Source organism: Oerskovia sp. Root918, from assembly GCF_001428945.1.
GTDB lineage: Bacteria > Actinomycetota > Actinomycetes > Actinomycetales > Cellulomonadaceae > Oerskovia > Oerskovia enterophila.
Genome location: NZ_LMJG01000015.1, coordinates 382586 through 404805, shown reverse-complemented (window position 1 = coordinate 404805; position 22220 = coordinate 382586). Strand labels below are relative to the sequence as shown.

Genomic DNA, 22220 nt, shown 5'->3' with positions numbered 1-22220 from the left:
GAGGAGGATGGTGGCTCGTATCACGATCGCCGACATCGCGCAGAAGGCCGGGGTCTCGACCGGCGCGGTGTCCTACGCGCTCAACAACCGGCCCGGCGTCTCCGAGGACACACGTGCCCGCATCCTCAAGGTCGCGACGGACATGGGCTGGGCGCCCAGTTCCGCGGCGAGGTCGCTGTCCGGCGCGAAGACCGAGACGATCGGTCTGGTGCTCGCGCGCGACCCGAGCATGCTCGGCGTCGAGTCGTTCTACATGCAGTTCCTCGCCGGGATCGAGTCGGAGCTGTCCAAGCGCGGCTATGCGCTTCTTCTCCAGGTCGTCCCGGACCTCGAGAGCGAGGTGCGGACCTATCGTCAGTGGCGCGCCGCGCGCCGCGTCGACGGGGTCATCATGGTCGACCCGCGGGTCGAGGACCCGCGGATCGAGCTGCTACGGGCCCCCGACGCCCTGCCTGCGGTCGTGGTCGGTGACTCGTCCCTGGCCGGAGGGCTGACCAACGTCTGGACCGACGACGCGGCCGCGATGCGCGAGAGCGTGCGGTACCTGCACATGATGGGACACCGCAGGATCGCCCGGGTCGCGGGCGTCGAGAGCTTCGGGCACACCCACATCCGTGACGACGCGTTCGCGCTCGAGACCGCGCGCCTGGGCGTCGAGGGCGTCGTCGTGCGGACCGACTACACGGCCGTCGAGGGAGCGGCAGGGACGCGCGCTCTCCTGACCTCCGAGGAACCGCCCTCGGCGATCATCTACGACAACGACGTCATGGCGCTGTCGGGGCTCGGCGTCGCGACCGAGATGGGTGCGGCCGTCCCGGGCGACCTCTCGATCATCGCGTGGGACGACTCGCCGTTGTGCGAAGCCACGTATCCCCGGCTCTCCGCGCTCAGCCACGACGTGACGCGCTATGGCGCGCACGTGGCACGCCGGCTGTTCGACCGCATGGACGGCGCGGAGCCGGCCTCCTTCCTCGACTCGACGCCCGCGCTTCGCCCTCGGGGCACCACCGCCCGCGCGCACCTCGCCTGACGCTTCTCCTCCGTTGCCCGATCGTGACCTGAGGTCTTTGACTTAACAGAACTTAAGCGCTTCACTAGATCCTGTTGCGCCAGAGAAGGCCGCGGAGCACCTCGTCGGACGAGGGTCTGCAGCGTTGCTGACCGGCGCGCGTCAATGACGACAGCGAGATGGGAAGAACACCATGGCAAGGAAGCACGCAGCGGCTGCTCTGGCAGTGATGACAGCGCTGACATTGACCGCTTGCTCAACCGGTGAGGACAGTGGCAGCTCGAGCGAGGGGGGCGTCTCCGGGGACATCACGGTCCTCACGAACCGCACCGACATCGTCGACACCGAGCTCCAGGACTACGTCGCCGAGTTCCAGAAGGTCTACCCCGACGTCAACGTCGAGTTCGAGGCCATCACGGACTACGAGGGAGACGTCTCGATCCGCCTCAACTCCCAGGACTACGGCGACGTCCTGCTGATCCCCAACTCGGTCACCAAGGACCAGCTGCCCCAGTTCTTCGAGCCGCTCGACACGGTCGAGGCCCTGTCCTCGAAGTACCGGTTCATCGACGAGCAGGCCTTCGAGGGCCAGGCCTACGGCATCGCGACGTTCGGCACGGCCAACGGCTACGTGCTCAACAAGAAGGTCTGGGCCGAGGCCGGGATCACGGAGCCGCCGAAGACCCAGCAGGAGTTCCTCGACGCGCTCCAGGCCGTGGGGGACCAGACGGAGGCCGTCCCGTACTACACGAACTACGCCGACGGCTGGCCGCTCTCGCAGTGGCAGAACAACCAGGGCAGCTTCGCGGGCCCTGAAGCGGTTCAGAGCCGGGATGCCCAGGCCGCCCCGTGGTCCGACGGCAACGAGCAGTACGCGATCGACGGGCTGCTGTTCGACGTCGTGGCCGGCGGGCTGTCCGAGAAGGACCCGACGACGACCAACTGGGAGGAGTCCAAGAACCTCCTCGCCTCGGGCAAGGTCTCCGCCATGGTGCTCGGATCGTGGGCCGTCCCGCAGATCCAGGGCGCCACCGAGACCGTGGGCGGCGCCCCCGAGGACATCTCGATCTGGCCCATGCCGTGGCAGACCGACGGCACGTTCCACTCGCGGGTGGGCGGTGACTACAAGCTCGGGATCTCCAAGCACTCCGAGAACAAGGACGCGGCGCGGGCGTGGCTCGACTGGTTCGTGACCGACTCGACCTTCGCCGTCGACCAGGGTGGGATCTCGCCCGTCGTCGGTGCCGAGTCCCCCGACACGCTCAAGGACTTCGAGGCCTTCGGCGTCGAGCAGGTCGAGCTCGCTCCGGCCCCGGCCGGCGAGGAGTCGCTCGACTCCGACATCTACAACGAGGCCGAGATCGACCTCTTCGGTGACCAGTACCGACGCAACCTGATCGACGTCGCGCGCGGCGCTGCCTCAGGTGACCGTCTCTCGTTCTTCGAGGACCTCAACTCGCGCTGGAACGCTGCACGAGTCGCCAACAACGGCTGATCGCAGCCGCTCCGCACAGCAGCGCGGGGCCCGCGACCCCTGTCGCGGGCCCCGCCCTCGCCGCTCCTCTGAGAAATGAGCACTTCATGGCCGTCATGAGTGGAACCACCGCGCCCGCTCGCGCTGCGGACTCCCGCAGCCCGGGCAGTCCGCGACCGACCCGCAGAGGCTGGAAGGTCACGCCCTGGCTCTTCCTGGCCGTCCCCCTGGGCCTGCTGATCCTGTTCACCTACGTCCCCGTGGCGAACATGGTCTGGTACAGCTTCACGTCGTGGGACGGTTTCGACGCCGTCAAGGAGCCCGTCGGCTTCAAGAACTACGTCGAGATCTTCACCCGGCCCGAGATCTTCCGGGTCTTCCTGGTGAGCCTCTACTACCTGGTCGGTGCGTTCCTGCAGCTCGTGCTGGCGATGTACTTCGCCACGGTGCTCAGCTTCAGCACCCGGTTCCGGAACTGGTTCAAGGGGATCATCTTCTTCCCCTACCTGCTCAACGGCGTCGCGATCGGCCTCGTCTTCCTCTTCTTCTTCCGGCCGGGCGGGACACTCGACGCGCTCCTGGGGCTCGTCGGTGTCCAGGAGGCACCTCTGTGGCTGGGCGACCCGTCGCTCGTCAACGTGTCGCTCGCCGCGACGTCCGTGTGGCGGTACATGGGCCTCAACTTCGTGCTCTTCCTCGGAGCGATCCAGTCGATCCCGAACGAGCAGTACGAGGCCGCGGAGCTCGACGGCGCGACGTCGTGGCAGAAGTTTCGCTTCATCATCCTCCCGAGCATCAGCCAGATCGTCGGGCTCTCGCTCATCCTTGCGGTCTCGGGGGCGCTCTCGGTCTTCGAGATCCCGTTCATCATGACCGGCGGCGCGAACGGCTCCGAGACCTTCGTCATCCAGACGATCAACACCGCGTTCAAGTTCTCCAAGGTAGGCCTCGCGTCGGCAATGGCCGTCGTCCTGCTGCTCCTCGTGCTCCTCGTGAGCTGGGTCCAGCGCCGGTTCTTCCCGGAGGAGAAGGGAGACCTGGCATGAGCCAGCAGCACGTCACCACCGACCGTCCTACCCGGACCAACCAGCCCAGCGTGACCGAGCGGATGCGTCAGGGTTTCGCACAGCAGACCAGGTCGTTCAGCGCGATCCTCGGCCCCCTGGGCACCACGCTCAAGTACGTCTCGCTCGTGATCGCGTGCGCCGCGGCGATCATCCCGCTGGTCACGATCTTCATGGCGGCGTTCAAGTCGAGCGAGGAGTACGCGAACACCGGACCGCTCGACCCGCCGTCGAACTGGTTCAACGTCGAGAACTTCGCCACGGCGTTCGTCAACGGCAAGATGCTCGAGGGGTTCGTCAACACGACGATCATCCTCGTGGTCTCGCTCGCCGGGACGATTCTCATCGGCACCATGACCGCCTACGCCGTGGACCGGTTCGACTTCCGCGGACGCCGTCTCGTCATGGGAATGTTCCTGCTCGCGACGCTCGTCCCCTCTGTCACGACGCAGGTCGCGACCTTCCAGATCATCAACGGCCTGGGGCTGTTCAACACGCGCGGCGCGGCGATCGCCCTCTTCATGGGCACCGACATCATCGCGATCTACATCTTCCTGCAGTTCATGCGGTCGATCCCGCGCTCGCTCGACGAGGCGGCGATGCTCGACGGTGCCAACCGCATGACGATCTACTCGCGCATCATCTTCCCGCTGCTGCGCCCCGCGATCGCCACGGTCGTCATCATCAAGGGCCTCGCGATCTACAACGAGTTCTACATCCCCTTCCTCTACATGCCCTCGCGGGACCTCGGCGTCATCTCGACCTCCCTGTTCCGTTTCAAGGGCCCCTACGGCTCGCAGTGGGAAGTCATCGCGGCCGGCACGATCCTCGTGATCGTGCCGACGCTCGTCGCGTTCCTCCTGCTCCAGCGGCACATCTACAACGGACTCACCTCAGGAGCTACCAAGTGACAGACCACCAGGCCCACCGGACTCTCGTCGCCCGGGAGGTGCACGAGGGGTGGACCCTCTCGATCGCGGGTGGCTCAGCCCCGCAGGGCGCCGGCGTCACGGCTCCGTCGGCCGCCGCTCTCGTCGGCGTCCCGGCGACCGTGCCCGGCAGCGTCCACACGGACCTCCTCGCGGCAGGTCTCATCCCCGACCCGTACCTCGACGACAACGAGGCGCTGCTCGGGTGGGTCGGGCGGAGCGACTGGGAGTACCGCACGACGCTCACCTGGACCGTCGAGGAGGCTGCCGCGCACGAGCGCCACGACCTGGTCTTCGACGGGTTGGACACCGTGGCCGAGGTGCGGCTCAACGGTCGGGTCCTCGGTTCGACCGTGAACATGCACCGGACGTACCGGTTCGACGTCTCGAGCGCGCTGCAGGTGGGTGGCAACGACCTCGTGGTCCGCTTCGCGTCGCCCGTGCGCTACGCCGACCGCCAGAGCCTCGCGCTCGGCTACCGGCCGCAGGTCAACAAGCACCCGTTCAACGCGATCCGGAAGATGGCGTGCAGCTTCGGGTGGGACTGGGGGCTCGACACCACGACGTCGGGCATCTGGCGTCCCGTGCGGCTCGAGTCCTGGACGGCTGCGCGTCTGTCCTCGGTCCGTGTCGAGGCATCGGTCGCCGACGGAGCAGTCGACGGCGCCCCCGGTCGTGTCCGCGTCCAGGTCGAGATCGAGCGGAACTCCGCGGAGTCGGCAGCCGTCCGCGTCGCAGTGAACGTCGCAGGAGTCGAGCGGGTGGTCGAGGTCGCGTCGGGCGCGAGCTCGGCGATCGTCGACGTGGTGGTTCCCTCCGTGGACCTGTGGTGGCCTCGGGGCTACGGCGACCAGCCGCTCCACGACGTCGACGTGGTCCTGTCGAGCGGCCTCGACCTGCTCGGCTCGGCGAGCCGCCGGGTCGGCTTCCGCGCGGTTCGCCTCGAGATGGAGCCCGACGAGCACGGCACGTCCTTCCGGTTCGTCGTCAACGACCAGCCCGTGTTCGTGCGGGGCGCCAACTGGATCCCCGACGACGCGTTCCCGCACCGCGTGACGCGCGAGCGGTACGCCGCGCGGATCGCGCAGGCCGAGCGGGCGAACATCAACCTGTTGCGGGTCTGGGGCGGCGGGATCTACGAGGCCGACGACTTCTACGACCTGTGCGACGAGCGCGGCATCCTCACGTGGCAGGACTTCCTGTTCGCGTGCGCGGCCTACGCCGAGGAGGAGCCGCTGCGCAGCGAGGTCGAGGCCGAGGTCCGTNTGCGACGAGCGCGGCATCCTCACGTGGCAGGACTTCCTGTTCGCGTGCGCGGCCTACGCCGAGGAGGAGCCGCTGCGCAGCGAGGTCGAGGCCGAGGTCCGCGACAACGTGGTGCGGCTCTCCCACCATGCCTCGCTCGTGCTGTGGAACGGCAGCAACGAGAACATCTGGGGCTATCAGGACTGGAACTGGGAGAAGCGCCTCGACGGGCGCACCTGGGGCCTCGGGTACTACACCGAGCTGCTGCCGCGAATCGTGGCCGAGCTCGACCCGACGCGCGACTACACGCCGTCGAGCCCCTGGTCGGGGACGCTCGACGTGTACCCGAACGACCCCGCGCACGGATCGATGCACTCGTGGGAGCTCTGGAACCGGGAGGACTACCCGCACTACCGCGACGTCGTGCCGCGTTTCCTCGCCGAGTTCGGCTGGCAGGGCCCGCCCACCTGGTCGACGCTCACCCGCTCGATCAGCGACGACCCCTTGACGCCCGAGTCGCCCGGGATGCTCGTGCACCAGAAGGCGATCGAGGGTAACGACAAGCTCATCGACGGGCTCGTCGCGCACCTGCCGCTGCCCGACGACATGGAGGACTGGCACTGGGCCATGTCCCTCAACCAGGCGACCGCGGTGCGCGTCGCGATCGAGCACCTGCGCTCGTGGAGCCCGGTCTGCATGGGCTCTGTCGTCTGGCAGCTCAACGACTGCTGGCCGGTCACGTCATGGGCTGCGGTCGACGGCGACGGGCACGCCAAGCCGTTGCTGTACGCGCTCAAGCACGCGTACGCCGACCGGCTCGTGACGATCCAGCCGCGCAACGGCGAACCCGGGACGCCGCTCGTCGTCGCCGTCGTCAACGACTCGGGCGAGGCGTGGTCGGGGGACCTGGTGATCCGCCGGCTCCGGTTCGACGGCGTCGAGCTCCAGGGCGTCAAGGTCCCCGTCGGGCTCGGGGCACGGTCCACCACGACCGTGCCGGTGCCGTCCGACGTCGCCGCCCCCGCACGGCCCGGGGACGAGGTCCTCGTGGCGACGCTCGGCGCCGAGCGTGCGACGTGGTTCTTCGCCGAGCCTCGCGACAGCGCGCTCGAGGCTCCCACGCTGGCCGTCGAGCCGATCCTCACCCCGACCGGGGCCCGCGTGCGCGTCACGACCGACGTGCTCGTCCAGGACCTCGCGCTCCTCGTCGACAAGGTCCACCCGGACGCCGTCGTCGACGACATGCTCGTCACCCTGCTCCCCGGGGAGTCCGTGACCTTCGAGGTCACGTGCCCCGAAGTGCTCGACCCCGCCGCGTTCGCCGACCCGCGCGTCCTGCGGCACACCAACCAGCTCGTCACGGAGGTGGCCCGATGAGGCCTTGGCAGACGCTCCCCACGCACCGGTCCTGGCTCGACGACGAGTGCCGCAGGCTCCTCGGGTTCGGGCGTCATGCGGCGCTCGCCGACGGTGGCGCCGCCTACCTGGACGACGACGGGATCCCCGACCTCTCGCGAGGCGTCCAGACCTGGATCACGGCCCGGACCGTCCACGTCTACAGCCTGGGTGCCCTCCTGGGCGTACCGGGCTCGACCGAGATCGCTGCAGGTGCCCTCGCGGGGCTGACGGGCGTGCTGCGCGACGCGGAGTCGGGCGGCTGGCACCACGCGCTCACGGAGCAGGGTGCTCCGGACGTCGGGGCAGGCAAGAGCTGCTACGACCACGCGTTCGTCCTGCTCGCGTCCTCGAGCGCGACCCTCGCGGGGATCCCGGGAGCGCGCGACCTGCTCGGCGAGGCGACCGGCGTCTTCCTCGAGCGTTTCTGGGACGACAAGGCCGGCCGCTGCGTCGACGAGTGGGACACGTCGTGGTCCGTCGTGGACCCGTACCGAGGCCTCAACGCGAACATGCACGCGGTCGAGGCGATGCTCGCGGTCGCCGACTGCCTCGGCGACGACGCCTGGCGGGATCGCGCGGCACGGATCTGCGAGCTCGTGGTCGCCCTGGCCGAGGAGAACGACGGACGCCTGCCCGAGCACTTCGACGCCGACTGGACTCCGCAGCCCGAGCTGAACCGCGACCGCCCGGACGACCCGTTCAAGCCGTACGGAGCGACGATCGGGCACGGGCTCGAGTGGGCCCGCCTCCTGCTGCAGACCGAGGCGTCGCTGGGCGAGCGGGCGTCGTCGAGCCTGGCGCCCACGGCCTCGCTGCTGTTCGACCGTGCGGTCGAGGACGGCTGGGCCAGGGACGGCGCTCCCGGGTTCGTCTACACGACCGATTGGGACGGCAGTCCCGTGGTCCGTGACCGCATGCACTGGGTCGCCGCCGAGGCGATCGGCGCGGCCGACGCGCTCCACCGGCGCACGGGCGAGGCCCGCTTCGCCGACCTGTACGCCGCGTGGTGGGACTACGTCGCGACGTACCTCATGGACGTCGACCGTGGCTCGTGGCGGCACCAGCTCGACGAGTTCAACTCACCGGCCGACGGTGTGTGGCCGGGCAAGCCCGACCTCTACCACGCGGTCCAGGCGACGCTGCTCCCGCGCGTACCGCTGGGGCCGAGCCTGGCCCGTGCCGCGCGGGACGGGCTGGTCGTCGCATGACCCCGACGACGCGCACCGCACCCCAGGTGCTGATCGTCGGCGAGGCGCTCGTCGACGTCGTGCCCGACGCCGCGGGACGGCCTCGCGATCTCCCCGGGGGGAGCCCGGCGAACGTCGCGATCACGCTCGGGCGTCTCGGTCGCGCCGTCACGCTCGCGACGACGCTCGCCCAGGACACGCGAGGCGTCACGGTGAGTCGCTGGCTCGCGGACAGCGACGTGGTCGTGCGGGCGGAGACTCCCGCCTCGGGCCGCACCTCGACGGCGCGGGTCACGCTGGACCCCGACGGGGTCCCGTCGTACGCGTTCGACCTCGCGTGGGACCTGCAGGAGGTCGACGTCGCCGGAGCCGACGTGGTGCACGTGGGGTCGGTCGCGACCGTCCTGCCTCCTGGTGCCGATGTCGTGCGTGACGCCGTACGCCGGGCGCGTGGTCACGCCGTCGTCTCGCTCGACCCGAACGCGCGCCCCGCGCTCGTCGCGGACATGCCGGCCGCGCGCGACAGGGTCGAGGAGCTCGTCGCGCTGAGCGACGTCGTCAAGGCGAGCGACGAGGACCTGCGCTGGTTCTTCCCCGACGAGGACCCGGCAGACGTTGCCGCGCGCTGGGCGACCTGGGGTCCCGGGCTCGTGGTCGTGACCCGCGGCGGGGACGGCTGCACGCTCGTCCGGCCCGACGGTCGTCGACAGGACGTTCCGGGCAGGTCGGTGACCGTGGTCGACACGGTCGGTGCGGGCGACACCTTCACGGGCGCGTTGCTCGACGCTCTCGCAGACATGGGGGTCCACGGGGCCGAGGGCCGGAACAGGCTGCGTGGCCTGTCCGACGCCGCGCTGCGCTGGGCCGCCCGGCGCGCGGCGGTGGCGGCCTCGGTCACGGTCTCGAGGCCGGGGGCGAACCCGCCCACGCGCGCCGAGCTCGCCGAGGTCATGGGCCCGGTCCTCCCGGCCTCGTTCGACGGCGCACCGGTCGCAGGCATGACCTGGGGCTGGACCGGTGTCCGGGGGACGTGGGACGGCCCCGAGGCTCAGCGGTCCATGGACGAGCTCGAGGCGCTCGACGCCGTGACCTGGGTCGCCGTCACCTACGCGGCCGAGCAGGCGACCGCACAGTCGACGGACATCCCGTTCGGCGAGGAGCCCACGGTCACCGACGACGAGGTCCGCCATGCCGTGCGTGAGGCGCAGCGGCGCGGCTGGAAGGTCTGCCTCAAGCCCGTGGTCAACAGTGCCGACGGGACCTGGCGCGGCCACATCGGGTTCTTCGACCAGGACGTGCCGGGCGAACCGACGTGGGACGAGTGGTTCACGTCCTACACGGCCTTCGTCGTGCACCACGCGCGGATCGCGGCCGAGGTGGAGGCCGAGATGTTCTGCGTGGGCTGCGAGATGGTCCGCGCGGACGCTCGCGAGGAGCAGTGGCGCGAGCTCGTGCGACAGGTGCGTGAGGTGTACCCCGGCCTGGTGACGTACAACTGTGACAAGTACCAGGAGGACCGCCTGACCTGGTGGGACGCGGTCGACGTCATCAGCTCGTCGGGCTACTACCCGACAGGTACGTGGGAGCGGCACCTCGACCGCATCGAGCGCGTGGTCGCCCGGGAGGACAAGCCGTTCGTGTTCCTCGAGGCCGGCTGCCCGAGCCGTGAGGGATCGGCTGCCCGCCCCAACGACTGGACGCTCGCAGGGGCGCCCTCGGGCGACGAGCAGGCCGCCTACCTCGAGGAGATGTTCGAGGCCTGCTCACGGCGCCCGTGGGTCTCGGGGTTCTTCCTCTGGGACTGGCCGGCCGAGCTCTACCCAGCGGAGGGGGCAGCGCTGGACGACGACTACTGCATGCACGGCAAGCCCGGTGCGAAGGTCGTGACCGTCGCCTACCAGCGGATGCGGCAGGTCTGAGAGCACGGCGTCACGGTCGTCCGAAGACCTCCAGGGTGATTTCGTCCTGGAGGTCATCGGCGTGCCGGGCGGGCATGGTCGAGGTGCCGACGATCGAGGCGAGGGATTCGGTAGAGGTGCGTTCATTTCGTACATAGGTGAAGCGCTTTGGTAATCGTTTGTATCGCGTGACCCGAAGATCTTCCCGAGGCGCCCCCCTGAGTGATGATCGCCAAGATCTCCGGGCGCCTGTCTCTCCCGGCGAAATGCCTGCGAGACGGGAAGGGGTTGTGCCGGCTGTGAAGAATTCAATGCTCGGTTTCGAGAAAATGAAGCGCTTAAGGTTGCGCACCTGGACAGGTTGTCCGTAAGGTCGACGCGTCGCGAAGACGCGGCAGCCCCGAGAGAACGAGGAAGTTCATGAGAGCGCTTCGCAGGAGGTTCGTGGCCGCTGCGGCCGCAGCAGCGACAGTCCTGGTGACGGCCGTCAGCACGGTCCCGGTCGCGGTCGCGGCCACGGCGGAGGACGGTATCCACGTCGTCGACGGCCGGCTCGTCGAGGGCGACGGGAGCGACCTGGTGCTGCGCGGCATCAACCATGCGCACACCTGGTACCCGCAGCAGACCCAGGCCCTGGCCGGCATCAAGGCGACCGGAGCCAACTCGGCCCGTGTCGTCCTGTCGAGCGGAGACCGATGGACGCGGACGTCGCCGTCCGAGGTCGGCTCGATCGTCGACAGCTGCACCACGAACCGGCTCGTGTGCATGCTCGAGGTCCACGACACCACCGGCTACGGCGAGCCCCAGTACGCGCCGGGCTCGATCACCCTCGACCGTGCGGTCGACTACTGGGAGACGCTGTACCCGACGCTCGCGGGATCCGAGGACCGCGTCCTGGTCAACATCGGCAACGAGCCGTTCGGCAACGACGCGGCGACCAACGCCCGCTGGGCATCCGACACCTCGGCCGCGATCCAGCGGCTGCGCCAGATCGGCTACGAGAACACGATCGTCGTCGATGCTCCCAACTGGGGCCAGGACTGGCAGCACATCATGCGCGACCAGGCAGGGACGGTCTTCGCCGCAGACCCCGACCGCAACACCGTGTTCTCCGTCCACATGTACGGCGTCTACGGCCAGGCGTCGACCGTCACGAGCTATCTCGAGCACTTCGTGGCGGCGGGTCTGCCGATCGTCGTGGGGGAGTTCGGGGACACCCACTCGGACGGTGACGTCGCCGAGGCGGCCATCCTGTCCGAGACCCGCCGCCTCGGGCTGGGCTACCTCGGCTGGTCCTGGAGCGGCAACGGCGAGGGCGTCGAGTACCTCGACATCGTGCACGACTTCGACGCCTCGCGGCCCACGGCGTGGGGCCAGCGCTTGATCGACGGCCAGGATGGCATCCGCCAGACGTCTCAGGAGGCGAGCGTCTTCGGCGACGGGACGGACCCGACCGATCCGACGGACCCGACCGATCCGACGGACGGGTCCTGCACGGCGACCCTCGTGGTCGAGCAGGCGTGGACCAGCGGCTACCAGGGTCAGGTCACGGTCCGCGTGGGTGACGAGGCGGTCACGTCGTGGCAGGCCTCCTGGGCCCTGCCGGCCGGGGCTGGCGTCAGCCAGGCGTGGCACGGCATCGTCTCGACGTCGGGCTCGACCGCGACCGTGACCAACGAGTCGTGGAACGGCAGCGTGGCCGCGGGCGGCACGGTGACGTTCGGCTTCACGGGGTCGGGCGCGGCTCCGACGGCGGCGCCCGCCGTGACCTGTTCGGCGAGCTGACACTCGGGCGGTGCGTCAGGGGGCGCATCGCCGTGGCCTGCCCGGCCACCTGCCCGACGGCGCCGCTCATCTCCGAGGTGAGCGGCGCCGTCGGGCGTGCGGTCAGGCGGGGAACGTCAGCCGATGCGCTCCCACGGGCCCCACGCGGAGCCGTCGGGCTGCTGGTTCCTGGTCCACCAGCGCGCCTCGTAGGTCGCGCCCTCGAACGTCGCGCGCTCGCCCGCGACGTAGACGCGCGTCGCGGCCCACGGGCTCGTGCCCGCCTCGTCCGCCGCGGCCGCCTCCTGCCACGGCCCGTACGCCGAGGTGCCCGGCTCCTGACCCGAGGTCCACCACGACGCGACGTACGCGGCGCCGTCGTGCAGGACGACGTCACCCGACGTGTAGACAGCCGACGCGGTCCATGCCGACGTGGCCGCGTCCGGCGCGAGCTCGGCCGCGACGGGAGCCAGGAGGCGGCCGTCGAGGTCGAACATCGCCTGGTTCTCCCACGCGTTGCCCGACGACGCGTCGGCCGGGTCCCAGCCGTTGCCCTCGACCGACGTCCATGCCGGCTCCCAGTACACGACGCCCAGGCCGCGCCCGCCCGGGGCCGAGGCGACGACGTCCTGGACGGCGCGCAGCGCCGAGGCCTGTCCCGCCGGGGTCGCGGGGTAGCTGGGGACCAGGTCGTCCTCGGTCGCGATGACGTTCTCCCACGCGGGCGATCCGTCCTCGAGCGTGAACGGGTAGGCCGTCTCGACGACCATGACGTCACGGTCGTAGCGGTCGGACAGCGTCCCGACCGCGTTCTGCAGGTCGCCCAGGCTGCCGTGCCAGTAGCCGTAGTAGCTCAGACCGATCACGTCGAAGTCGACCCCGCGCGAGGTGACCTCGTCGAACCACCAGGTGAGGCCGCCGATCCCGTCGTTGATGTTCGTCAGGTGCAGGATCACCTGCGCCTCGGGGGTCACGTCGCGCACCGCCCGGGAGCCCGCGCTCAGGAAGGCCGCGAGCGAGTCCCACTGCGCGGTGTCGTACCCGTCGCCCGGGACCACGTCCCACGTCTGCCCGGAGGGCCACATCATGCCGGGGTTGATCTCGTTGCCGACCTGCACGTAGTCCGTGGTCACGCCCGCGTCCCGCAGCGCGACCAGGACGTCGTGCGTGTGGTCGTAGACGTCCTGCGCCAGCTCGTCGGTCGTCCCGCCGACCCACGCGGCCGGGGTGCCCTGCGCGCCCGGGTCGGTCCAGCGGTCGGAGTAGTGGAAGTCGATCATGACGTCCATGCCCGCGGCCTCGATGCGCCGGGCGCTCTCGACGACGTGCGTGATCTCGTTGTACCCGTCGGCCGGGTCGACCCACACCTTGAGGCGGCCCAGGTTCATGCCCGCGTCCGCGAGGATCTCGACCGGGTCGCCCGGCGTGCCGTCGGTGCTCGCGTAGGTCGCGCCGAAGGCCTCGTTCTTCGCGACGCCCGACAGGTCGCCGCCGCGCACGTCGCGCGTCACGCGCCCGCGCTCGAGCGTCACGTCGTCGACCGACGCCCACGCGCCTCCCGGGCCGTCGGTCACGACCGCGACCGTGCAGTCGCCGCCCGTCACGTAGGCCGAGACGGACAGGCGGACCCACTGGTCGTCCTGCTCGGTGACCGGGGTCGTGGTCGCGTCGTCGACCCCGCAGCCCGTGAGCTCGAGCCGCGTCGCGTCGAGCGCGCGGCCCGACTTCACCCAGGCGCTCGCGGTCCACCAGCCCGTGGCCAGGCCCTCGACGGTCTGGGCCGTCGTGACGTCGTAGGCGTCACCCGCCCAGTGCGTCAGCCGGCCCGACGACGCGCCGTGCCCGGCGTCCTCGACCTTCGCCCCGCCGTCGTGCCCCGAGGCGCTCGTGACGGTCCAGCCCGTGAGCCCGGCCTCGAAGCCGGGGTTCACCAGGGTGCCGGGCGCTGCGGGTGCGGCGCTCGCGGGCGTGGCGCCTGCGAGCGCGAGCGCGGTCACCAGGACCCCCAGGGTGCTCTTCCTCGTCGATCTCATCCGTCCTCCTTGACGTGGTGCGTTGATGGGTGGAGCAAGGCCCGCGGACGGTCGGGCCGACCAGGGGCGTGGTCGGCCCGACCGCCCGCGGGAGAGCAGGGGCGATCCTCAGGCGAGCGGCGAACGCAGCACGCGCACGGCCCCCGGGGCCACGGTCGCGGCGCCCGGCGCGGCCTCGCCCGTCACGAGGTCGGTGGTCCCGTCGGGGAGCGAGGGGAGCTGGACCTCGTGCGTGGTGTGGTTGATCGCGACGACGTACTCGGCGTCCTCGCCGCGGCGGCGCACCACCTCGAAGCCCTCCGGCAGGCCCGACGGCGCCAGTCCCGCGTCCGCGTAGACGGCGCCCAGGAGCGTGCTCAGCGCGGCGACGTCGAGGCGCGTCGAGACGTACCAGCCCGTGCCCTCGCCGAGCGTGTGCCGCGTGATCGCGGGGGCGCCCGGGGCCGGGCCGTCGACGTACGAGCCCACGACCTGCGCGCCCTCGAGCGTGATGTCGTCGGCCCACACGTCCCCGGGGAGGGCGCCGGTCAGTGCCGGCGCGACCTCTCCGCCGTCGAGCGCGACGCTCAGCGACTCGCCCTCCCGCAGGGGCAGGAACTCCTCGACCGTGAGCCCGAGCGCGCGGCGCAGCGGGGCCACGAAGCCGCCCGGGTGCACCGCGTCGTGCTCGTCGACCGCGGCCGAGAAGTACGAGACCAGGAGCGTGCCGCCGCCCTCGACGTAGCGCGTGAGGTTCTCGGCCGACTCCTCGGTCAGCAGGTACGACGCGGGCGCGACGACCAGGCGGTAGCCCGACAGGTCCTGCCCAGGGTGCGCGAAGTCCACCTGGACGCCGTCGCGCCAGAACCGGTCGTAGAACGCGTCGACGCGCTCGCGGTGCTGCGCGTCCACGCTCGGGCGCCACTCGAGGTCCTGCGCCCAGAACGACTCGGGGTCCCACAGGATCGCGACGTCGGCGTGCACGCGCGACCCGCGGAGCTCGCCGATCGCGCCGAGCTCGGCGCCCAGCGCCACGACCTCGCGCCACACGCGGCTGCCCGTCCCCGCGTGCGGGAGCATCGCCGAGTGGAACTTCTCGGCCCCCGAGCGCGAGGCCCGCCACTGGAAGAACATGATCGCGTCGGCCCCGCGGCCCAGGTGCGAGAACGCGTTGCGCGCCATCTCGCCCGGACGCTTGGCGACGTTGCGCGGCTGCCAGTTCACGCCGGACGTCGAGTGCTCGAGCAGCATCCACGGCTTGCCGCCCGCGACCGAGCGCGTCAGGTCCGCAGCCAGCGCGAGCCCCACCTCGTTGCGCGGGTCCGCTGCCCGCAGGTAGTGGTCGTTCGAGACGATGTCGACCTCGCGGGCCCAGGCCCACAGGTCGGTCGACGGGCACTCGCCCGCCATGAAGTTGGTCGTGACCGGCACCGACGAACGGGCGCGGATCGCGTCGCGCTCGGCGACGAAGCACGCCAGCAGCGCGTCGTTGGTGAAGCGGGCGAAGTCCAGGCGCTGCGCGGGGTTGACGACCGAGGCTGCGACGGCCGGCACGCCCACGTGCTCCCACTCGCCGTAGACCTGGCCCCAGAACCGGGTGCCCCATGCGGCGTTCAGACCCTCGAGGTCGCCGTAGCGCTCGCGCAGCCATTCGCGGAAGGCGGTGGCGCTCGCGGGCGAGTAGTCGTCCGAGACGGGCGCGCCGTACTCGTTGTGCACGTGCCACAGGGCGAGCGCGGGGTGCGATCCGTAGCGCTCGGCGAGCGCGGTCGTGATGCGGACGCACGCGCGGCGGTAGTCGGGCGAGCTGGGCGAGACCATGCCGCGCGAGCCGAACCCCAGGACCGTCCCGTCGCGGGTCACGACGCGCGACTCGGGGTAGGCGTGGAAGAACCAGGCCGGCGGCGACGCCGTGGGGGTGCCGAGGTCGACGCGGATGCCGTGCGCGTGGAGCAGGTCGAACAGGCGGTCGAGCCACGCGAGGTCGAGCTCTCCCTCACGGGGCTCCATGAGCGCCCAGCTGAACATCCCGATGCTCACGAGGTTCACCCCGGCCTCGCGCATCAGCGCGACGTCCTGCTCCCAGACCTCTTCCGGCCACTGCTCGGGGTTGTAGTCACCGCCGTAGCAGATCGCGTCGACGCCAGGCAGCCAGCCGTCGTAGACGGGGCCGACCGGGCGGGGCTTGGCGGAAGTCATGCGCTCTCCTCGAAACACGTCGCTGTGCACGATCACAGGTGTGATCGACCGTGCAACACCTAGGTAACAGCATGAAACATGATGTTGACAAGACCATGCTGGGCGTGAGTACTGTGACCGTGCACAGCCCCACACTGTCGTGAGTCGCCCTGGCCCAAGCCCTGGCGAGAAGCGCGATGGTTCCTTGACGAGGAGGACCTCATGCGCCTGTCCACAGGCACGAAGGCAGCGGCGATCATCGCCTCCGCCGCACTACTGATGACCGCTTGCAGCTCGGGCAGCGGCGGTTCCGACGCCCCGGCGGCCGACGGACCGGTCGAGCTGACCTTCTGGACCTGGGCGCCGAACGTGGACAAGGTCGTCGAGACCTGGAACGCGGCGAACCCCGACATCCAGGTCACGGTCAACAAGCAGGACGGCGGTGACCCCGCCATCACCAAGCTGCTGACCGCGGTCAAGGCGGGCAGCGGTGCGCCCGACATCATGCAGACCGAGTACCAGAAGATCCCCACGCTGGTCTCGGCCGACGCGCTCGCCGACATCTCGGGAGAGGTCGCGGACCTGGCGGACCAGTTCCCCGAGGGCGTCTGGAACGACGTGACCCTCGGCTCCGACGCGGTCTACGCCGTGCCGCAGGACTCGGGCCCCATGCAGTTCTACTACCGCGCCGACATCTTCGAGCAGCTCGGCCTGACCGTCCCCACGACGTGGGACGAGTACGCCGCGACGGCCGCCGCCCTGCAGGCCGCCGACCCGACCAAGTACCTCGGCACGTTCTCGGCGACCGACGCGGGCTGGTTCACGGGCCTCTCGCAGCAGGCCGGCGCCTCCTGGTGGGGCATCGACGGGGACGCGTGGACCGTCGCGGTCGACGACGAGGCGACGCTCAAGGTCGCTGACTACTGGGGCGGTCTCGTCGAGTCCGGCGTGATCGACAACAAGCCCATGTACACCCCCGAGTGGAACGCCGCGCTCAACAACGGCACGCAGATCGGCTGGCTCTCGGCCATCTGGGCGCCGGGCGTCCTCGAGGGCAACGCCCCCGACACCGCGGGTCTGTGGAAGATGGCCCCCATGCCGCAGTGGGACGCCGCGAAGCCGGCCACGGGCAACTGGGGCGGTTCCGCCACGGCCGTGACGAGCCAGTCGAAGCACCCCGCGGAGGCCGCGCAGTTCATCACGTGGCTCAACTCGTCGCAGGAGGGCGTCGACCTCCTCGTCGACCAGACCGGGATCTACCCGGCGAACATCCCCGCGTCGGCCGAGGCGCTCTCCGAGCCCCCGACGTTCTTCGCGAACCAGCCCGACTTCTACGAGATCGCGGCCCAGACGGCCAAGACCGCGGGCAGCTTCACGTACGGCCCCAACGTCAACGTCACCTACTCGGCGTACAACGACGAGTTCGGCAAGGCCACCGAGGCGAAGTCGCAGGCCGCGTTCACCGCTGCGGTCGAGGCCATGCAGAAGGTCACGCTCGAGGACCTGAAGAGCTCCGGCTTCAACGTCAAGGAATAGGCCCGACGGCGGTCGCCCGGTTCGTCCGGGCGGCCGCCTCGCCCGTCGCTCGCCCCGAGCGGCGGCACCGGGAGCCCCGACGGGCGCCCGCACCACCCCTTCCGCTCCGTGCTTCAGCAGCCGCCTGCCCCCGTCCGGCGGAGACCTTCCGAGGAGAGATCGTGACCACGACCACGCCAGTGCGGCCCAGCGCGCCCCCCGCGGCGCGACGCCGCCGACCGGGTGCGTCCCGGCGCCAGGCAGCCCCCTGGGGCTTCCTCGCCCCGGCGATCGTGCTGTTCGTCCTCTTCCTCGCGCTGCCCATCGCGTACGCGGTCTACCTGAGCTTCCGGACCGAGAAGGTCAGCGGGCTGGGCCTGGGGTCGGGGGCTCGGACCGAGGTGTGGAACGGGTTCGCGAACTACGCGGCGTCGCTTGCCGACCCGGAGTTCCTCGCGTCCGTGGGGCGCGTCGCGCTCTACGGCGTGATCGTCGTGCCGACCATGCTGGGCCTCGCGCTGCTCTTCGCGCTGCTGCTCGACTCGCGCCGGTCGCGGGCCACCAAGTTCTCGCGGATCTCGATCTTCCTGCCCTACGCGGTGCCCGCCGTGATCTCGTCGCTCCTCTGGGGCTTCCTCTACCTGCCGGGCGTGAGCCCCTTCTACTACGTGTTCGACCGGCTCGGCTGGGACGTCCCGTCCCTGTTCTCGTCGGACCTGGTGATCTTCGCGGTCGCGAACATCGCGGTGTGGGGTGGCGTCGGGTTCAACATGGTCGTGATCTACACGTCGTTGCGCGCGATCCCGTCCGAGCTGTACGAGGCCGCCGAGCTCGACGGCTGCAACCAGATCGGCATGGCGTGGCGGATCAAGATCCCCATCGTCGTCCCGTCGATCATCATGACGTTCGTCTTCTCGATGATCGCGACCCTGCAGGTGTTCGCCGAGCCCACGACCCTCAAGCCGCTCAGCAACACGATCTCCAGCACGTGGACCCCGCTCATGAAGGTGTACCGCGACGCGTTCATCCGCGGTGACCTGTACTCGGCGGCCGCGACCTCGGTCATCATCGCCGTCGCGACGTTCGTCCTCTCGTTCGGGTTCCTGCGCCTCGTGCAGAGCCGTGCCTTCGGTCAGGAGAAGTGACCATGACTACCGACGCTGCTGAGACCGCCCTCGTCGCCGAGACCTTCGACGCGCGCCCCGGGGCGGTCGTCAAGAAGTCCCGCAAGGCTCCGCGGACGGGCCACCGGTCCGCGGGCGAGCGCCCGAGCGGGACCGCGACCGCGATCCTGCTCGTGGGCGCCCTGTACTGCCTGCTGCCCGTGCTGTGGGTCGTCGTGGCCTCGACCAAGTCGGGGAGCGAGCTGTTCTCGACCTTCACGTTCGCGCCGTCCTCGCACTTCCTGGACAACGTGTCCGACCTCAACGCCTACCGCGGCGGTCTGTTCTGGCGGTGGATGGCGAACACGGCCCTCTACGCGGGCATCGGCGGGCTGCTGTCGGTCGTCGTCTCCGCGATGGCGGGCTACGCGCTCGCGAAGTACCGCTTCCGCGGGAAGACGGCGGTCTTCAACATGCTGCTCGCCGGCGTGCTCGTGCCCGGTGTGGTGCTCGCGATCCCGCAGTACCTGCTCCTGGCCCAGGCCGGTCTGACCAACACCTACTGGGCCGTGCTCCTGCCGAGCATCATCAGCCCGTACGGGATCTACCTCGCCCGTATCTACGCGGGGGCGTCGATCCCCGACGAGATCGTCGAGGCCGCCCGGACCGACGGCGCCGGTGAGCTCCGGACGTTCGCGCAGGTCGCGATGCCCATGATGGCGCCCGGCCTGGTCACGGTGTTCCTCTTCCAGTTCGTCGCGATCTGGAACAACTTCATGCTGCCGTACATCATGCTCGGCGACGACAAGCTCTTCCCGCTCACGGTCGGGCTGTCGGGTCTGCTGAACCAGGGGGCGTCGCAGCCCGCGCTGTACACGCTCGTGATCACGGGCGCGCTGCTGTCGATCGTCCCGCTCGTGGCCCTGTTCCTCCTGCTGCAGCGCTACTGGCAGGTCGACCTCGCCGCCGGCGCGGTCAAGGCCTGAGGATGTCCCTAGACTCACGTGTCGTGGAGCAGTCCGGGAACGACGTCGTACCCCAGCCCGTCGACGCCGTGCGCGAGGACGGTCGCGAAGCCGCGCGCGGCACCTCCCCGGGTGCGGGGGCGGGCGCCGGACTCGTGCGCGAGAGGCGGGCGGCGGCGTCGGGCAACGGGGCGAAGCGTCGCCCCACGATCCGCGACGTCGCGGACGTCGCGGGCGTCTCGCGCGGGACCGTGTCCCGCGTGATCAACGGTGGCCACTGGGTCTCTCCCGATGCCCTCGCGGCGGTCAACGAGGCGATTCGGACCACGGGGTACGCCGCGAACCAGCACGCGCGCAGCCTCGTGACGGGGCGGTCGAACTCGATCGCGTTCCTGCTGACCGAGCCGCAGCACCTGCTGTTCGAGGACCCCAACTTCTCGATCCTGCTGCGGGGCGCGGCCGAGGAGCTCGCGAAGCGCGAGATGCCGCTGCTGCTCATGGTCGCGGGGACCCCCGAGGAGCGTCGCCGCATCGGTGGGTACGTCGCGGCGGGGCACGTCGACGGCGTCCTGCTCATCAGCTCGCACCAGGGCAACCCGATGCTGGCCGAGCTGCTCAAGCAGAAGGTCCCGACGGTCGCCTGCGGTGTCCCGCTCGGGTACGAGGGGCGCGTCGGGTACGTCGCGGCCGACGACCGGGCCGGGGCGCGCACCATGACGCAGCACCTGCTCGACTCGGGGCGCACGCGCATCGCGACGATCACAGGTCCGCTCGACACCCCGGGCGGGACGCTGCGCCTCGACGGGTACCGCGACGCGCTGGGCGACCGGTTCGACGAGTCGCTCGTCGCGCACGGCGACTACTCGCGCGAGCGGGGCCGGCTCGCGATGGCCGAGCTGCTCGAGCGGCGCCCTGACCTCGACGCCGTGTTCGTGGCGTCGGACCTCATGGCGGCGGGGGCGCTCGTCGCGCTCCAGGCCACGGGGCGGAGCGTGCCCGGGGACGTGGCCGTGGGCGGGTTCGACGACTCGGGGGTCGCGGCGTCGCTCCACCCGGCGCTGACGACCATGCGGCAGCCTTTCGAGCGCATCAGCGCCGAGATGGTGCGGCTGCTGCTCGAGGTCGTGGAGGGCCAGGAGCCTGCGGCCATCACGCTGCCGACGTCGCTCGTGGTGCGGGACTCGGCCTAGGGAGGTTCGGCCTCGCCCGGCCAGTCGCGGTCGTGCGCGACGGGCACCGAGGCGCTCGGGCACAGGGGTGCGCCGTGGCGCGCCGGGGTGATTTGTCCTTGTGTGTCCCGTCTGGCAGGGTGGGCATCGGTCACGAGTGACCGGCGATACGCCCTCCGCGTGCCGGTCCGGCAACCGCGTTCCCGCGCACGGTGCCTCTGAGGAAGACCCGCCCGACCCGGCATCCGGGCCTTCGGGAAGTGCGAGGTCGAGGTCGCGTTCATCGTGGCCTCGACCCTTGCCCTGAGGCCGCCGCTGCGCCCGGTCGGCTCAGGTCGCCGACTGCCTGCGGTGGGCGTGTTGTCCACAGATCCCTGGCCTTCGCTCCGCGTGCCGTCCGGAGCAGCCATCCTGTCCGTGAGGCGTTCGGACGGTCGGGCGACGACGTTGAACCGGGGGAGGGGAGGGTGTGTTTTCTCTGTAGCCACAACAATTGTGGTGGCTACAGAGAAACCGCACCCTCCCCCCGGGGCCTCGTGGTGAGCGGCGACGCCACGCTGCGGCCGCTCTGCCTCGTGGAGGAGATCAGGACTCAGGGGGAGCAGATGGACTGGAGCAGCCCGGTCTCGGCGGTCGTGCCCGGGCTCGAGGGGCCCGTCCTGCGTGCGCTCTGGAACCGTCAGGGCGAGCTCACGGGTGGGCAGGTGCATCGCGTCGCGCACTCCGGATCGTCGGAAGGGGTTCGTCGCGCCCTCGCGCGGCTTGAACGGCAAGGGATCGTCCAGCGGCGGACCATCGGGTCGACGAACTACTTCCAGGTCAACCGCGACCACCTGTGCTGGCCCGCGATCGAGGCGCTCTTCGACGCGCTGCACCCCTGGTGCGAGCTGCGCCGACGCATCGACGAGCTGCTTCATCAGGTCGTGCGGGACGACGGCCGTCGACGGTCGATCGGCGTCGCTGTCGTCGGCTCGGCCGCTCGCGGCGACGGCACCGCGGCCGACGACCTGGACCTCCTCGTCGTGGTCCCCGACGACCTTCCGACGTGGATCGCCGACGAGCTCACCGACCAGCTGCGCCGCGACGCAGGATCCTGGACCGGCAACGACGTGGACGTCCACCTCCGCACGATCGCGTGGCTCGACGCCGAGCGCGACCGCCCCGGGGCCCTCGAGCGGTGGGCGCACGACGCCGACCAGGTGCTCGGGCCACCCGTGCACGAGCACCTGCCCCTCGTCGTCCTCCCCGACTGACTGCTGGCGGGCAGGCGGAGCCGAACCGCGTCCCCGCGCCCAGGCCCGCCGTGCACC

Annotated in this window: 14 protein-coding genes, 2 pseudogenes and 1 riboswitch; of the genes and pseudogenes, 14 read left to right on the top strand and 2 right to left on the bottom strand. The window is 70.6% G+C overall.

Annotated features, from left to right (window positions below; genetic code table 11):
* The first annotated feature begins 7 nt into the window (after positions 1–7).
* The 9 genes and pseudogenes from ASE27_RS16965 (at position 8) to ASE27_RS16930 (ending at position 11989) form a co-directional block, all read left to right on the top strand.
* Positions 8–1030, top strand: a complete 1023-nt coding sequence (locus ASE27_RS16965; RefSeq protein WP_157257683.1) for a LacI family DNA-binding transcriptional regulator — start codon at positions 8–10, stop codon at positions 1028–1030.
* Between the two features lie 208 nt (positions 1031–1238).
* Positions 1239–2504, top strand: coding sequence for an extracellular solute-binding protein (locus ASE27_RS16960; RefSeq protein WP_235535473.1), 1266 nt, complete (start codon positions 1239–1241; stop codon positions 2502–2504).
* A 95-nt stretch (positions 2505–2599) separates the two neighbouring features.
* The gene (locus ASE27_RS16955) at positions 2600–3529 is read left to right on the top strand and encodes a carbohydrate ABC transporter permease (protein WP_056653611.1); all 930 of its coding nucleotides are present in this window, start codon (positions 2600–2602) and stop codon (positions 3527–3529) included.
* Positions 3526–4458: a carbohydrate ABC transporter permease gene (locus tag ASE27_RS16950; protein WP_082609061.1), complete on the top strand. Its 933-nt coding sequence runs from the start codon at positions 3526–3528 to the stop codon at positions 4456–4458. The genes ASE27_RS16955 and ASE27_RS16950 overlap by 4 nt, the downstream gene beginning before the upstream one ends.
* Before the next feature lie 377 nt (positions 4459–4835).
* Positions 4836–5741 (top strand): annotated as a pseudogene (locus ASE27_RS21210) (glycoside hydrolase family 2 protein); the annotation flags it as partial.
* Position 5742: 1 nt separating this feature from the next.
* Positions 5743–7098 (top strand): annotated as a pseudogene (locus ASE27_RS21005) (glycoside hydrolase family 2 protein); the annotation flags it as partial.
* The gene (locus ASE27_RS16940; RefSeq protein ID WP_056653097.1) at positions 7095–8327 is read left to right on the top strand and encodes an AGE family epimerase/isomerase; all 1233 of its coding nucleotides are present in this window, start codon (positions 7095–7097) and stop codon (positions 8325–8327) included. The pseudogene ASE27_RS21005 and the gene ASE27_RS16940, both read left to right, overlap by 4 nt.
* On the top strand, positions 8324–10225 hold the full coding sequence (locus ASE27_RS21205) for a PfkB family carbohydrate kinase (RefSeq protein ID WP_082609060.1): 1902 nt from the start codon (positions 8324–8326) through the stop codon (positions 10223–10225). Before ASE27_RS16940 ends, ASE27_RS21205 begins: the two co-directional genes overlap by 4 nt.
* Positions 10226–10624: 399 nt before the next feature.
* Entirely contained in the window at positions 10625–11989 is a 1365-nt protein-coding gene (locus ASE27_RS16930) for a cellulase family glycosylhydrolase (RefSeq protein WP_056653094.1), read from the top strand.
* A gap of 116 nt (positions 11990–12105) precedes the next feature.
* Here the strand turns inward: ASE27_RS16930 and ASE27_RS16925 are convergent, their stop codons facing one another.
* Together ASE27_RS16925 and ASE27_RS16920 are read right to left on the bottom strand one after the other, a co-directional pair.
* Positions 12106–14001 carry a glycosyl hydrolase 53 family protein gene (locus ASE27_RS16925; RefSeq protein WP_082609059.1) on the bottom strand — a complete coding sequence of 632 codons (1896 nt, stop codon included), beginning with the start codon at positions 13999–14001 and terminating at the stop codon, positions 12106–12108.
* A gap of 108 nt (positions 14002–14109) precedes the next feature.
* Positions 14110–16179 carry a beta-galactosidase gene (locus ASE27_RS16920; RefSeq protein WP_056653093.1) on the bottom strand — a complete coding sequence of 690 codons (2070 nt, stop codon included), beginning with the start codon at positions 16177–16179 and terminating at the stop codon, positions 14110–14112.
* A gap of 201 nt (positions 16180–16380) precedes the next feature.
* Here ASE27_RS16920 and ASE27_RS16915 point away from each other — a divergent pair, with 201 nt between their 5' ends.
* The 5 genes from ASE27_RS16915 to ASE27_RS16895 all read left to right on the top strand — a co-directional run bounded on the left by ASE27_RS16915 (position 16381) and on the right by ASE27_RS16895 (position 22163).
* Positions 16381–17694, top strand: a complete 1314-nt coding sequence (locus tag ASE27_RS16915; RefSeq protein WP_056653086.1) for an ABC transporter substrate-binding protein — start codon at positions 16381–16383, stop codon at positions 17692–17694.
* Between the two features lie 161 nt (positions 17695–17855).
* Complete coding sequence (locus tag ASE27_RS16910; protein ID WP_082609058.1) at positions 17856–18818, top strand: carbohydrate ABC transporter permease; 963 nt, start codon at positions 17856–17858, stop codon at positions 18816–18818.
* Between the two features lie 2 nt (positions 18819–18820).
* Positions 18821–19762: a carbohydrate ABC transporter permease gene (locus ASE27_RS16905; protein ID WP_082609057.1), complete on the top strand. Its 942-nt coding sequence runs from the start codon at positions 18821–18823 to the stop codon at positions 19760–19762.
* A 134-nt stretch (positions 19763–19896) separates the two neighbouring features.
* Positions 19897–20931: a LacI family DNA-binding transcriptional regulator gene (locus tag ASE27_RS16900; RefSeq protein WP_056653599.1), complete on the top strand. Its 1035-nt coding sequence runs from the start codon at positions 19897–19899 to the stop codon at positions 20929–20931.
* Positions 20932–21059: 128 nt separating this feature from the next.
* Positions 21060–21179, top strand: a riboswitch (SAM riboswitch).
* 336 nt (positions 21180–21515) lie between these two features.
* Positions 21516–22163 (top strand): nucleotidyltransferase domain-containing protein, encoded by a 648-nt coding sequence (locus ASE27_RS16895; protein ID WP_056653083.1) that lies wholly within the window; start codon positions 21516–21518, stop codon positions 22161–22163.
* Positions 22164–22220: the final 57 nt, after the last annotated feature.